This window comes from Actinacidiphila glaucinigra (genome assembly GCF_900188405.1).
GTDB classification, from domain to species: Bacteria; Actinomycetota; Actinomycetes; order Streptomycetales; family Streptomycetaceae; genus Actinacidiphila; species Actinacidiphila glaucinigra.
Genome location: NZ_FZOF01000001.1, coordinates 200,969 through 214,778, shown reverse-complemented (window position 1 = coordinate 214,778; position 13,810 = coordinate 200,969). Strand labels below are relative to the sequence as shown.

Genomic DNA, 13,810 nt, shown 5'->3' with positions numbered 1-13,810 from the left:
CGATCCCCGGAGCCAACCGCTCCCGTTCGAGCACACGGATGGCGGCATTCGCCGCCCCCGACAGACCCGGAACATCGCGATAACGGATCCAGGGCCCTCCCCGTCCGCGATCTCGCGACCGGAGCGAAGCCGGTCCTCTACGCGGCACGGCTCCTTCGTATGCGTGTCATGGGCAGCATCTTCCCCCTCAGCCCAGTTGCTCGGCCAGTCCGACGATGATGCCCTCCGGGCCGCGGACGTAGCAGAGCAGATAGCTGTCCTCGTACCGGGCGATCCCGCCGAGGAGTTCGGCGCCGTGAGGGCGCAGGCGGGCAACCGTGTCCTCGATGTCGTCGACGGCGAACATGACGCGGTGCGTGCCCAGGATGTTGTGCGGCCGGTCGCGCGGCCCGGCGCTGGTCGCCGCGGGGCTGCGGTACCTCGCCAGCTCGAGCCGGCTGTGACCGTCCGGGGTCCGGACCATCGCGATGTCGCAGTGGACGCCGTCGAGTCCGGTGCACCGGTCGGCGACGAGGCCCTCGACCTCCGCCCGGCCCTCCAGCTCCATACCGAGTTCCACGAAGAACGCGACCGCGGCGTCCAGGTCCTCGACGACGATGCCGACGTTGTCCATCCGCTGAATCGCCATGCTGGTCTCTCCTTCTTCCTCGTGCGGCCGGTGGTGGCCGCTGATGCCCCTGGGACGGAGCCGGTGTCACGTTCTCGACATCCGCGGACCGCCGGCTTCGAAGAATCCGGGTCACGCCTCAGGTGGGCCACGCTGCCGCAGAGAAGAGCATGGCGCAGAAGCTCACGTGCCCGCCGCGCCGGCGGCGCGCACGGAAGCCCGGCGGGCGTCGTCGCATCGCGGGCGGCGATGGGCCCGAATCCCTGGTCACCGGGGCGCGGGTGCGCTCCGCCCATACCGTGGGGTCGCGGTATTCCAGTCTTCAATTGTCACTCGCATGCCATACGCTGCCACTCCGGCGTCCGCGCACCTGTGTCGGTGCGAGGGGGGACGCGCGGCCTGTTCTTCTCCGCCCGGCGAGCACCGGGCTTCTTCTGTGGGGGTCACATCACTGTGCGCAGGCGCAGCATCTCGACCGCGACGGCACTCGCGCTCGTTCTCAGCTCCGCGGCCCTGGTAACGGGCCTGGCGGGGCCGGCCGCGGCCGACTCCGCGAAAACCCTTCCCGTGAAATCGATCGGCGCCATGGTCGTGGACGGCGCCCACCAGCGGGTGTATGTCTCCGATCCGACCGGCGGCAAGATCGTCGTCACGGACTACGCGGGCACCGTGAAGGCGACGCTGACCGGACTCTCCGGCGTGACCGGCCTCGCGCTGTCCGCCGACTCCGGCCAGGTGTACGCGGCCGTGAAGAACGCCAACCGGATCATCTCGGTGGAGACGGGCACCTACACCCAGACCGCGAGTTACCCGGTCGGCGCGGCTCCCCTCGACCTGGAGGTGGTGGACGGCCGGATCTGGTTCGCCTACGGCACCGACTTCGGCTCCCTCGACGTCTCCGGAGCGGAGCCCGTCGTCCACCTCGCCCAGCGGGGCGACATCGACTTCTCCGGCGCCTTCGGGATGTTCCTGGCGTCCGATCCGGCCGTCCCCGGCGTGCTGGCGGCGGGCAACGGCGGCGACCTCGCGGTGTACGACGTCTCCGCCGACGGGGCCACGCTGCGGGTCAAGGGCGAGATGGACACCGCCGTGCGGCAACTGGACCTGACACCCGACGGCAGCCAGGTCCTCACGTCGTGGGGAGACCCCGACATGGGGTACGCCATCGGCGCCTACTCGACCACGGACCTCACCGAGCAGGCCGGTTACCCCATCGACGCCTATCCGAACGCCGTGCGGGTCGCACCCGACGGCAGCGTCGCGGGCGGCAGCTTCTCCTGGTACGAACCCGACGTCCACATCCACCGGCCCGGTGACCCCACGCCGACGCGGGAGTACGACTTCCCCAACACCGGCAACAGCAGCGGCGCCGACACCCTCGTGGACGGGGCACTCGCCTGGGCGCCGGACGCGAGCCGGCTCTTCGCCGTCTCCGTGAACACCTATGGCACCTACACCCTTCGCGCCCTGACCGACCCCACCAAGGAGCTGCCCACCCTCAAGGTGTCGGCCCCCGGCAAGTCGGAGCGGGCCAAGAAGCTCACGGTCACGGGCAAGCTGACCTCGAAGACGCTCCTGGCGGCGGGCACCGTCCTGAAGGTGACCCGCACGGACATCGAGTCGCCGAACGGCAGGGCGCTGCCCACCGTGACGACGAAGGCGGACGGCAGCTTCTCCTTCACGGACACCCCCACCGCCGGCGGCAAGGTCACCTACAAGGTCTCCTACGCGGGCGACGCCACGCACACGGCCGCCTCCGGCTCGGACGCGGTGGAGGTCTCGCGCAAGGCCACCGCGCTCACCCTGAACAACAACGGCAAGCTGTACTCGTACGGCAAGGACGTCGTCTTCACCGCGCACCTCGGGACGACGTACAAGAGCCGCACCGTGGCGATCTACGCGGACCCCTTCGGGACGGACAAGCCGAAGAGGCTGCTGAAGAGCGCCAAGGTCAACTCCAAGGGCAATGTGTCGGTGACGGTCGACATGACCCGTGACACCAACGTCACCGCGGTCTTCGCCGGCGACGCCCGCTCGGCCTCCAAGACCGTGAAGTCGACGTCGTACGCCCGGGCCAAGGTCTCCACGGCCGTCTCCAAGCACTACAAGACGGGCAAAATTGGCTCCACGACGTACTACTGGTTCCACAAGAACACCGACCCGGTGTTCACCACGACGATGAACTACTACACCGGCCGGAAGCAGCGCTTCGAGCTCCAGGTGTACTACCAGGGCTCCTGGTACGGCGCGGGCTCCCAGTACTTCGCCCTGGCCAAGAACGGCAAGTCGGCCGTGCGCCTCGAGGCGGCGGGCGAGTCCGGCATCCGCGCCCGGATGCGCTCGTCGTACGTCAACGGCTCCTCCGGCGACAACGTCAACTCCACGACGCACGGCGCCTGGAAGTACTTCGTCTTCACCAAGTAGGCCCGTCCCGGCCCGGAATGCCGCGTCAGCGAACCCCGGGGACCGGGGAACGCCGGAGGCCCCACCGCACGCGGTGGGGCCTCCGGCGTTCACGCCCGGGTGGTGCGGGACGGGTGGGCCGTGCGGGGCGGGTGGTGCGGGGTCCGTCAGCCGTGTCGGTGGCGGTGCCATGCGGCGGCCGCCGTCCGCATCCGCGCTGTCCAGTCGTTGGGGGAATCGCCGGCGATCTCGTCCCAGAGCCGGTGCTGGGCTCGCGCGAGCGCGTCGAGTCCGCGTGCGGGGGCGTCGGCGAACGCGGCGTGTCCGGCGGCCGACCGCTCGGCCCCCTCGGGAGTGTGGCCGCAGGCGATGAGCCAGATCGCCCAGAGGGCGGGGTCGATCCATCCCGCGCCCTGTGCCGCCCAGGCCCAGTCGACGATCCGGGCCCGCCCCGCGATGAGGACGTTGTGCGGGTTCCAGTCGGTGTGGAGCAGCCGGTCCCCGTGGAACAGCGCGGCGTCATCGCCGGCGTAGGCCCGCATCCGGTCCGCCATGGTCCTGAGCGGCAGGCCGGGTAGCGGCAGCCCGGCGAGGGTCCCCATCGCCTCGGCGACCAGGGCCAGGTGGGGCGAGCCGGGGGCGTAGTCGGCGTGGGGGCCGGCGAGGTCCTCGAAGCCGAGGAGGTCCCAGCCGTCGCCCCGGGCGTGCCAGAGCAGGGCGGGGGCCGTCGGGGCGACGTACGGGGCGATGGCGGCTTCGCGCTGCTGCGTCCACACCCGCGGGTGCTCCAGCCGCAGGCCCTTGACGAAGACGGTGCCGGTCGCCGTGTGGACGCGGGCCGCGATCTCCGAGTTGAGGCCCGTCGGGACCGGCTGCGTCCTCCGCACGGGCCCGGTGTGCGTCTCGATGACGGCCAGGGCGTCGGCGGGGATCTCGGTGAAGCGGTGCGTCGGCATGACCGGAGGGTCCCAGAGTGCCGTCCCGGGGAGCCTCGGCGCCCGCGCGGGCGACCCGGCCCGGAAGCCGTTCCGCCGGGTGGGCTCACCCGTTTGCCGACGGGCGCTTCACCCACCTGGCCGCAGTGCTGGCGGTGCTGGGGTGTGTCCGCCGTTCGCCGTGCTTCCATCCCGTCAGGAGGCACACATGATGCGTGAGGACCGACAGCAGGACACCCACCCGCAGGCAGGTGCGTCACGGCGGCATCTGCTCGCCGCGGCCACTCTGGCGCCGTTGCTGGGCGGGGCGATCTCCGCGTGCGCGCCCACCGGGACGTCGAAGCAGCACAACCACCCGTCGGTCATGCCCGTGCGCACCGCCCTGACGGACTGGAAGGAGGTGGCCCTCGCGCTGGGACGGACGGGCGACATCAGGCGCGAGTTCATGTACCACACGGGCCTGCCGCGCCGGGACCTCAACGTGGTCTCGCAGGGCGTCACCGTCAAACCGGGGCTCGCGCTGGGCTCGCACGTGTCCTTCGTCCGGTACGCCGACGGGAACACGCTGCTGATGGGCGACGTGGTCGTCACCGAGAAGGAGATGCAGTCGTTCGCCGACGTGCTGCACGAACGCAAGATCGAGCAGACCGCGATCCACAAGCACCTGCTGTCCCAGACGCCCGAGATCTGGTGGGTCCACGTCCACGCGCACGGCAAGGACCCCGTGGCCATCGCCAAGGGCCTGCGCGCGGCGCTCGACCGTACCGGCGCCCCGCCCCCGGGACGGCCGGACCACAGCAAGCCGCGCGAGCTCGACATGGACGTGGCCGCCATCGACAAGGTGATGGGTGTCAAGGGCGGTATCGACGACGGGGTCTACAAGAACACCTTCGTGCGCCGGGAGACCATCACCGACGCCGGCATGGTGCTGCCGCCGGGCCTCGGATCCACGAGTGCGATCAACTACCAGCCGCTGGGCAACGGCCGGGCCGCGGTCAGCGGCGACTGCGCCATGATCGCCAGTGAGGTCCAGAACGTCCTGGCGGCCCTCAGGAAGGCCGGGTGCCAGCTCGTCGAGCTGCACAACCACGGGCTCGTGGACGAACCGAGGCTCTTCTTCGTGCACTTCTGGGCCGTGGGTGACGCGGTCAAGCTCGCCAAGGGGATCCGCAAGGCGCTGGACGCCACCAACGTCAAGGGCATGGCGGTGGAGATCGGCTGACCACCCGCCCGTCGGCGGGTTCGCGTGTCCCGACCGCCGCTCCACGCGGGATGCCCGCTGTGGACGCGGCGGTCGGCTGCCGTCTCCCCCGGTGTACCGTCTCGGCAGACGATCACGGGGGCGAGGGACATGGCGAGACGGTGGTACACCGCCCTGGGTGTGAACCTGCTGCTGGGGATCCCGGGCGTGGTCCCCTTCTGGATGCTCTGGTACATCGCCTCCAACTGGCCGCTCGCCGAGCTGGGGCTGACCCGGCGGGAGCCGACGGAGAACGACGGCATCATGCCCGCGCTGGTGCTCTTCGGGCCGGTCGTGCTCCTGTACGCCGTGCTCTGGTGGATGGCGAACCGGCCCCTCGCCGCACGGACGGCGCTCACCGCGCGCGGCTTCTGGCTGCTCAGCGCCCTGGCCACGCTCCTGCCGACGGCGGCGCTGATCGCCAACTCCTGATCCCCCTGGTGACGGTGGGTGGCCCGTGGGCCGGGTCAGGCCGGCGTACGGACGGCGGGTGCTGCCGCGGCGGGCCGGGGGGCGACGCGGCGGCGGCGGGTGGGGATGCCCATCGTCGGGTTGGCGACGCCCCAGGCGGCGCCCTTGCAGACGAGTTCCTTGTAGACGGCGGCGAACCGTCCGGTCATGGCCGCGCCGACGGCGCGGTCGTCGGCGGTGACGAACTGGATCAGGCCCTCCTTGCGGCCCAGCGAGATGCACTGGTTGAAGTACCGCAGCGGCATGTCGGGGAGCTTGCCGCCGGTCAGGCGGGCGGCGATGGCGTCGGCGGCCTGCCAGGCGGTGGGGATGCCCGAGGCGCACGACATCCGCAGCGGCTTGCCGCCGGCGCCCATCGCCAGGGCGGCGTCGCCGATGGCGTAGACGTCCGGGTGGGAGACCGAGCGCATGGTGCCGTCGACCACGATCTGCCCGGTCTCGCCGGTCTCCAGGGTGGTGGCTCCGGCGATGGGGTGGACGGCGAAGCCCGTCGTCCACACGGTGACCGCGGCCGGGAGCGAGGTGCCGTCGGCGGTGGTGACGCGATCGGCCTCGACGGCGGTGACGGTGGTGTGCTCGTGCACGGTGATGCCGAGGCGGTCGACGACCTTGCGCAGGTGCCGGGCGCCCTTCGGGGAGAGCCAGTCGCCGAGGCCGCCGTGGGCGGCGAGGGCGACGTCGAGGTCCGGGCGGGCCTCGGCGAGCTCGGTCGCCGCCTCCAGGCCGGTGAGGCCGCCGCCGACCACGAGGACGGGGCGTCCGGCCTCCAGGCCGGCCAGGCGCTCGCGTGCGCGCAGCGCCCCGGCGCGGCCGGCGATCTCGTGGGCGTGCTCGGCGGCGCCGGGGACGCCCTGGTCCTTCCAGCCGCTGCCGAGGGCGTAGACGAGGGTGTCGTACGCCAACTCCTCGGTGCCGTCGGCGCCGTGGACGGCGACGGTGCGGCGGTCGGCGTCGACACCGGTGACCTTCGCCGCCTTCAGTTCGACGCCGGTGCCCGCGAACATCTCGCCGAGGGGCCGGGGCGTGAGGTCCTGGCCGGCGGCGAGCTGGTGCATCCGGACGCGCTCGACGAAGTCGGGCTCGGCGTTGACAAGGGTGATGGCGACGTCCTCGCGGCGCAGCCGCCGGGCGAGGCGCCCGGCGGCGCTGGCTCCGGTGTACCCGGCTCCGAGGACGACGATGCGGTGCTGCATGGCCTGGCTCCTGTCTGCTCTCCAGCGGATTCGCCACTTGAACCGGGCGGCCCGCCGTTTCCTGACAGGAATGTGATGTGACACACGTCACACGGGGATCGGAACGGGATCAAAAGGGCATCAGAAGGCGTGGAGCAGGGGTTCCCCGTGGTCGCCGGCCGCCCATCGCCGGGTGGCGCGTTCGAGCTTGTCGGGGTTGACCTGGTTGCGGACGGCCGCGACGCCGTCGGCGGTGACCTCCAGGCACATGACGCCGACGACCCGGCCGTCGACGACCGCCACAACGGCCGGGGCGCCGTTGACGTCCGTCGCGTGGATCTCGGCCGTGCCGCCGACCAGGGTGCGCTTGGCCGTGCCGGGCTTGAACAGGCCCCGCAGGAACTTCGCCACGGCGAGGGCGCCTTCGAACGCCTTCGCGCGGGCCGGCACCTTCCCGCCGCCGTCGCCGACCGCGACGGCGTCCTGGGTGAGCAGCCGCACCAGCGGCTCGGTCCGGCCGCTGGTGGCGGCCGCCAGGAACTCCTCGACGACCCGCCGGGCCGCCGCCTCGTCGATCCCGGCGCCGGCCCCGCGGGCCCTGCCGTCCGCGACGTGCTTCTTGGCGCGGTGGTGGATCTGCTGGCTGGCGGCCTCGGTGATGTCGAGGATCTCGGCGATCTCGCGGTGCGGGTACGCGAAGGCCTCCCGCAGCACGTACACGGCGCGCTCGTTGGGGGTGAGGCGCTCCAGCAGGACGAGGACGGCGTACGAGACCGATTCGCGCTGCTCCGCGGTGTCGGCCGGGCCGAGCATCGGGTCCCCGGCGAGCAGCGGTTCGGGGAGCCACTCGCCGACGTAGGTCTCGCGCCGTGCCCGGGCCGAGGTGAGCTGGTTGAGGCACAGGTTGGTGAGCACCTTGGTCAGCCACGCCTCGGGGACGTCGACACGGTCGACGTCGGCGGCCTGCCAGCGCAGGAAGGTCTCCTGCACGGCGTCCTCGGCTTCGCTCGCGGAGCCGAGCAGACGGTAGGCGACGGCCTCCAGGCGGGGCCTGGACGCCTCGAACCGTTCCACGTCGTGCGGGGTCAGGGCCATGGCCCGGATCCTAGCCCGCGCGCGGGCGTGAGTCAGTGGTCGACGTCGAGGCGGACGGCGGCGCCGATCTCGACGTCGCCGCAGTACGCGGCGTGCAGGCGGGCGACGGTGCCGAAGTGGTCCCGCAGACCCCGTACCAGGACGGTGGTCTCGACGATCTGGTCGCGGCGGGCGCCGAAGTGCTCCAGCACGCGGTCGAGGTTGCCGAGGGTCGTCCTCATCCGCGGTTCGAAGTCACCGCTCCCGATGAGGGCGTCGGCGCTGTCGTGGGACAACTGCCCTGAGATGTGACGCGTTTCGCCGGCCCGGACGGCCTGGCTGTACCCGCGACGCGGGCGCGGCGCCGGCCGGAGGACCCGTGGCGTTCGTCACGGGGCTTCCGGCCGGGTGGGGCGTGCCGCGTTGGCCGCCAGGAGCGGCGAGCCCTTAGCGGAAGGGGAAGAACCCTCCGCCGAAGCCGCCGACGGGGACGACCACGGGGACGACGACGGCGGGGACGAAGCCGCCGTAGAAGTTGTTGCCGTAGAACCCGTTGCCGCGGAAGCCGCCGATGCCTCCGAAGCCGCCTCCGAAGCCACCGCCGCCCTGGACGTAGTTCGTCACGGCTGCCTGGGGGGCGACTGAGGTCACGGTCTGCGGTGCCGCTTCGGCGGTGCCCGCCGCGACAAAGGCGAGCATCGGTGCCGCGAGCGCCGCGGCGACAGTCCGGCGGACGGTGATGTTTGCGCGCATGTCAATCTCCTTCGTACGGGAAGATTGGTGGACAACGGCCGTGCCATTTCCGACCGTCGTCGAACCGGCTTCGTGTGCCTGGAGCCGGTAGGACGAGGGGCACGTGACCCACGCGTTCTCGCTCACCGGGCAGGGACGCCGTGATGCAAGGCGGCAAACGCCGAGGAAACGACCGTGACACGGGTGGGGCCCGGAGTCAAAAGAAAGCGCCGCGACGCAGCGTCATCGGGGCTGCTTTTCCGCAGGTCAGAGCCTGTGTGACCGGCTCGCCGGAAATCTTCGGGCCGCCCGGGAGGGCGGTCACGCACGAGCATCCCATGGCCATGGCAAGGGGTCCGGTGTCACCCTCCGTGGCCGCCGGCCGTACCCGTGCCGCCGTCGGCCGCGGCACGCGATCCACCGTGTCCGACGCCGGTGACGTGACGGCGCGTTCGTTCGTCCTTCATCCCCCCGTCGCGCCGGGTTGCGGCGCGACGCGCACTCTTGCGCGATGCGATCGAGGCCCGGGCCGGGGATCGCGCGGACGTGCGGGTGCGGACCGGAGCGCCGTGCCGCGGGAGGGGGACCGGACGTGGCACGAGTGAACCGGGCGGCGGTACGGGGTGGTTGCCCGCGGACGCGCCCACGCGGCCGGATGAGGGGGGCCGTCGTCTCGGCGGCGGCGCTGCTCCTGGTCGCCCTGGGCACCGCGCTCCCGGCGCGCGCGGCGGCGGGCACGCCCGTGGCCGGGGCCGGTTCCACATGGGCGCTGAACCCGATGGACGAGTGGCGGTACGCCATGGCGGCCTCCGGACACGGCATCGTCGCCTACAGCGGCCTCGGTTCGGCCGAGGGGCGGAAACAGTTCGGGTACGGCATCCTGGACTACGCGGTGTCGGAACTGCCGTACGGCCTGACCGAGGGCGGGGTGACCGAGAAGCCGCCCACCAGGCCCTTCGCCTATGTGCCGGTGGTGGCGGGCGCCCTCGGCCTCCACTACAACCTGCGGGTCGACGGCGAGCCCGTCACGGACCTGCGGCTGTCGTCCGCGACGGTCGCCGGGATCTTCACCCGGACCATCACCCGGTGGGACGACCCGGCGATCCGCGCGGACAACCCGGGGACCCGGCTGCCCGCCACCCCGGTCGTCCCGGTCGTCCGCGCCGACGCTAGCGGCACCACGGCCGCGCTGACCCAGTGGCTGGCCGACCGGCAGCCGGCGGTGTGGGGCGCCTACTGCGCGGCGGCCGGGCGCGGCGCCGGCTGCGGCACGACCTCGCTGTTCCCGACGGCCCCCGGGGACGTGGCCGTGGCGGGCTCCAACGGCGTGACCGGCTACGTCTCGCGGCCGGGGTCCGACGGCGCGATCACGTATGCCGAGTCCAGCTACGCGCAGTCCGGGCGCACGGTGATGGCCAGGGTGCTCAACCACGCGGGCTTCTACACCTCCCCCACGCAGGGCGGGGTGACGGCGGGGCTGGCGAGGGCGGCGACCGACCCGTCCGGCTTCGTCAGGACCGGCGACGCGTACACCGACCCGGATCCACGGACGTATCCCCTGCCGATCGTCGCCCATCTGATCGTCCCGACGGCGACGGGCACTTACTTCTCCACGGCCAAGGGGCGGACGCTCGCCTCGCTCGCCTCACTCGCGCTGTGCGACCAGGACACCTCGACGTACCTCGGCAACAGCCCCCTGCCGCCGAACCTGGTCGGGGACGGCCTGCGCACCACGGCGCGCATCCCCGGCGCCGTGCCCGGCGACGTGGACACGTCGGGCTGTGCCGCCTCGGCCGCCGCGGCGCTGCGCGGCGCTCCGCAGCCGCGGGCGTGCGACCGGGTGGGCGTCCCCGCGTGCGGGAGCACGGCCCCGGGCGGGCACGAGCAGTCGATCGTGACGACCGTGGAGCCCGGGGCGCTGGTGATCTCGATCGAGGGCAGCCCGCACGTCGTGCTGCCGGCTCCGGTGCCCGACCCGTCGGGCGAGCACCTGCACACCTCGGGGCCGATGACCCCGGTCACCGTCACCGACAGCCGTCCCGGCAACGTCGGCTGGACGGCCTCCGGCCAGGCCGGCGACTTCGCGGGCCCGGCCGGCGCCGGCATCCCCGCGAGCAGCCTGACCTGGGCTCCCGTGGTCGTGGATCCCGGGAACATCCGGGAGGTCACGGCGGGCCCCCCGGTCCCCGCCGGCGACGGCGACGGGCTGGGGCGGGCCCGGACCCTGGCCACCGGGTCCGGTCCCGGCACCGTGGACGTGGGGGCCAGGCTGGACCTCGACGCACCGACCGGCACACGGCCCGGCACCTACACGTCGGTCCTGACGCTCACCGTCATCTGACCGCGGCCGGGGACGGGCGGCGGCGGCCGTCCGTCCCCGGCCGCCCTCCTCGTCCTTGACGTGTCAAATAAATACCTCTAAGTTCGGTTGACGCGTCAAGCACAAATGGAGCAGGGCGGGCCCCGCACCGTCGCCCGGGGGCCCGCCCGTGCAGCCCGCGCACTCCGCGCAGTCCGCAGGATGAGGAGTCACGACCATGGCACAGCCGCACGGCGAGGAACTGCAGGCGATCCTGGAGCGTCAGGCGGAGCTGAGGGACCGCTACCTCCTCCCGGCCGGGGAACGCCCCGCGCCCACGACGCTCGGTGTCCACCACGCCGCGTTCATCGCCCGGGACGTCGAGGAGACCATCCTCTTCTACCGGGACGTCCTCGGACTCCCGCTGGTGGACCTGATCGAGAACCGGGACTACCGCGGGTCGACGCACTTCTTCTTCGACATGGGCGGCGAGAACATGCTCGCCTTCTTCGACTTCCCGGGCCACCCCCACCCGGACTACGCGGAGACGGTCGGCGGCGGCCACCACGTCGCGCTGTCCGTCACACCCGAGGTCTTCGCCACCGTGAAGGCACGCCTCGACGAGCAGGGCATCGCGTACGCGGTCTTCCCGACCGAGGTCGCGGACAGCATGTTCCTGGCCGACCCCAACGGGCTGAGGATCGAACTGATCACGGAGCCCAAGGGCTACGCCCTCGGCGAGTACATCCTCTGACACGAACGATGCGGGCGCCGGGCACCGGCCGGGGGCGGAGGACCGCCCGACGGCCGCGGGCCCGGCGCCCGCGTATCGCTCCAACCCCGCGGCGGGAACGCCGAGTTCGAACCGCCGGGGAGGCCGCGAACAACTCCCGTGCGCCATCGCGTCGGTGGAGAGCGCGCGGGGCGGAATCGCCGCGCGACGCCGCCGCGTTAATTCGGATGCGCCGGCGCGCCGGGCCCGGTAGCGTCCCGGTCCGACGCCTTCCGATGCGCCGTGCCCCGGTTACTTCCTGCGAAAAAAGTACCCACCGGTGCACACCCCTGATCTCGGGAGGCGGCGTTCTCGCGTGCGTCAGGCGATGCCCCTGATCGCGCGTGTTCCGTGCCGCGCGTGTGTTCCCGCCGCGCGCCCTCCGACCGCCACCCGCCAGGGGGACATCTGCATGACCCGGTTCAACCGTCAGCGGGCCAAGACCGAGGCCAGGGAGGAGATCCGGGCCGAGATGCCGGGCGTCACCGCGGGCGGTGCCACCTCCCCGCTCTCCACGCACGGCCGCTGGGTCGTGGCGCCTCCCCGGTCCGCACGGGCCGTGTTCCGGACGGTGTTCCCCCCGCCCGGCCTCAACCACGAGGCGGGCGCCGGGTACGCGCGGGAGCCGAAGGCAGAGCTGTTCCTGCTCGCCGTCTCCCACATGGCCGGTCAGAGCAGCTTCTACGAGGACGCCGGGTCCCGCGACGAGCGCTACGTCCGGCTGGTGCGGCAACTCGCCGTCGAGGACCCGCAGTGGACTCTCGGTCTGCTGCGCTGGCTCCGCACGCAGGCCCACATACGAACGGCGGCGGTGGTCGGCGCGGCCGAGTTCGTCCGCGGCCGGCTGGACGCCAAGGCCGCCGGCTCCTCCCGGCAGGCCGTCGAGGCCGTGCTGCAACGCCCCGACGAGCCGGGCGAGTTGCTGGCGTACTGGACCTCCCGGTACGGGCGGAAGCTGCCGCAGCCGCTCAAGCGCGGGGTCGCGGACGCGGTGCGCCGGCTCTACACCGGCCGCGCGCTGCTCAAGTTCGACACCGCCTCGCACGCCTTCCGCTTCGGTGACGTGCTGGAGCTCACCCACCCCGCCCCCGCGCCCGGCCGTCCGTGGCAGGGCGGGCTGTTCCGGTACGCGCTGGACCGGCGGCACCGTCCGGACCGCGCCGTACCGCCGGCCGGGGAACCGCTACTCGCCGCGCACCACGCGCTGCTCTCCGTACCGCTCGAGCGGCGGTACGCGCTGGTCACCGGGGCGGACGGGGCCGAGCGGCTGGCCGCGGCCGGGATGACCTGGGAGGCGCTGGCGGGCTGGCTGCAGGGGCCGCTGGACGCCGCGGTGTGGGAGGCCGTGATCCCCTCGATGGGGGCGATGGCGCTCGTCCGCAACCTGCGCAACTTCGATCTCGCCGGGATCGGCGACGAGGCGGCCGCCGAGGTGGCCCGCCGGATCTCGGACCCCGCCGAGGTGCTCCGCTCCCGGCAGTTCCCGTTCCGCTACCTGGCCGCGCACCGCAACGTTCCCTCGCGGCGGTGGGAGGAAGCCCTGGAGACGGCCCTCGGGCACTCGCTGGCGAACGTGCCCGCGCTGCCCGGCCGGACGCTGGTCCTGGTCGACCGGTCGGGCTCGATGTTCGACCGGCCGAGCGCGGACACCGAGCTCAACCGGGCCGACTCCGCCGCGATCTTCGGCACCGCGCTGGCGATGCGGGCCGAACGGGCCGACCTCGTCCAGTTCGGCACCGCCAGCCTGCGCGTCGAACCGGCGCGGGACGAGTCCGTCCTGCGGGCGCTGGACCGGTTCGGCGACCTCGGCGGCACGAACACCGCCGCCGCGGTCACCCGGCACTACGCCGGGCACGACCGGGTGGTCGTGGTCACCGACGAACAGGCCTTCTGGTCGCCGCTGGGCGACCCGCTGGCCGCCGTCCCGAGGCACGTCCCGGTCTACACGTGGAACCTGGCGGGGTACGCCATGGGCCACGGCGCGACCGGGCCGCACCGGCACACCTTCGGCGGCCTCGGCGACGCGGCGTTCCGGCTGGTCCCGCTCCTGGAGGCCGGGCGGGATGCCTCGTGGCCCTGGGACCCCGCCGTCGTCAGGGACTGAC

The 13,810-nt window shown here is 72.9% G+C and carries 11 protein-coding genes and 1 pseudogene; 6 read left to right on the top strand and 6 right to left on the bottom strand.

The window, feature by feature from the left end:
- Positions 1-187: 187 nt before the first annotated feature.
- A complete protein-coding gene (locus CHF15_RS01040; protein ID WP_089221654.1) occupies positions 188-628 on the bottom strand; it encodes a VOC family protein in 441 nt (146 codons plus the stop codon).
- A 546-nt stretch (positions 629-1,174) separates the two neighbouring features.
- Between CHF15_RS01040 and CHF15_RS01035 the strand changes: the two genes are divergently transcribed.
- Positions 1,175-3,031, top strand: coding sequence for an Ig-like domain repeat protein (locus CHF15_RS01035; protein WP_322975658.1), 1,857 nt, complete (start codon positions 1,175-1,177; stop codon positions 3,029-3,031).
- Between the two features lie 146 nt (positions 3,032-3,177).
- Here the strand turns inward: CHF15_RS01035 and CHF15_RS01030 are convergent, their stop codons facing one another.
- Entirely contained in the window at positions 3,178-3,966 is a 789-nt protein-coding gene (locus tag CHF15_RS01030) for a protein kinase family protein (protein ID WP_089221652.1), read from the bottom strand.
- Between the two features lie 187 nt (positions 3,967-4,153).
- Here CHF15_RS01030 and CHF15_RS01025 point away from each other — a divergent pair, with 187 nt between their 5' ends.
- Complete coding sequence (locus CHF15_RS01025; protein ID WP_089221651.1) at positions 4,154-5,167, top strand: DUF1259 domain-containing protein; 1,014 nt, start codon at positions 4,154-4,156, stop codon at positions 5,165-5,167.
- Positions 5,168-5,296: 129 nt separating this feature from the next.
- On the top strand, positions 5,297-5,617 hold the full coding sequence (locus tag CHF15_RS01020) for a hypothetical protein (RefSeq protein WP_089221650.1): 321 nt from the start codon (positions 5,297-5,299) through the stop codon (positions 5,615-5,617).
- Between the two features lie 35 nt (positions 5,618-5,652).
- On the opposite strand, the gene CHF15_RS01015 is transcribed toward CHF15_RS01020, so the two are convergent.
- The 4 genes and pseudogenes from CHF15_RS01015 to CHF15_RS01000 all read right to left on the bottom strand — a co-directional run bounded on the left by CHF15_RS01015 (position 5,653) and on the right by CHF15_RS01000 (position 8,655).
- On the bottom strand, positions 5,653-6,849 hold the full coding sequence (locus tag CHF15_RS01015) for an NAD(P)/FAD-dependent oxidoreductase (protein ID WP_089221649.1): 1,197 nt from the start codon (positions 6,847-6,849) through the stop codon (positions 5,653-5,655).
- Positions 6,850-6,969: 120 nt separating this feature from the next.
- Positions 6,970-7,923, bottom strand: a complete 954-nt coding sequence (locus CHF15_RS01010; RefSeq protein WP_089221648.1) for an RNA polymerase sigma-70 factor — start codon at positions 7,921-7,923, stop codon at positions 6,970-6,972.
- 32 nt (positions 7,924-7,955) lie between these two features.
- Positions 7,956-8,255, bottom strand: a pseudogene (locus CHF15_RS01005) (RidA family protein); the annotation flags it as partial.
- Positions 8,256-8,349: 94 nt separating this feature from the next.
- Positions 8,350-8,655 carry a hypothetical protein gene (locus CHF15_RS01000; protein ID WP_089221647.1) on the bottom strand — a complete coding sequence of 102 codons (306 nt, stop codon included), beginning with the start codon at positions 8,653-8,655 and terminating at the stop codon, positions 8,350-8,352.
- Positions 8,656-9,289: 634 nt separating this feature from the next.
- Here CHF15_RS01000 and CHF15_RS00995 point away from each other — a divergent pair.
- The 3 genes from CHF15_RS00995 (at position 9,290) to CHF15_RS00985 (ending at position 13,809) form a co-directional block, all read left to right on the top strand.
- Entirely contained in the window at positions 9,290-10,975 is a 1,686-nt protein-coding gene (locus CHF15_RS00995) for a substrate-binding domain-containing protein (RefSeq protein ID WP_179279604.1), read from the top strand.
- Positions 10,976-11,171: 196 nt separating this feature from the next.
- Positions 11,172-11,687 carry a VOC family protein gene (locus tag CHF15_RS00990; protein ID WP_089221645.1) on the top strand — a complete coding sequence of 172 codons (516 nt, stop codon included), beginning with the start codon at positions 11,172-11,174 and terminating at the stop codon, positions 11,685-11,687.
- Positions 11,688-12,117: 430 nt separating this feature from the next.
- The gene (locus tag CHF15_RS00985) at positions 12,118-13,809 is read left to right on the top strand and encodes a TROVE domain-containing protein (RefSeq protein WP_245938612.1); all 1,692 of its coding nucleotides are present in this window, start codon (positions 12,118-12,120) and stop codon (positions 13,807-13,809) included.
- The last annotated feature ends 1 nt before the right edge of the window (position 13,810 follow it).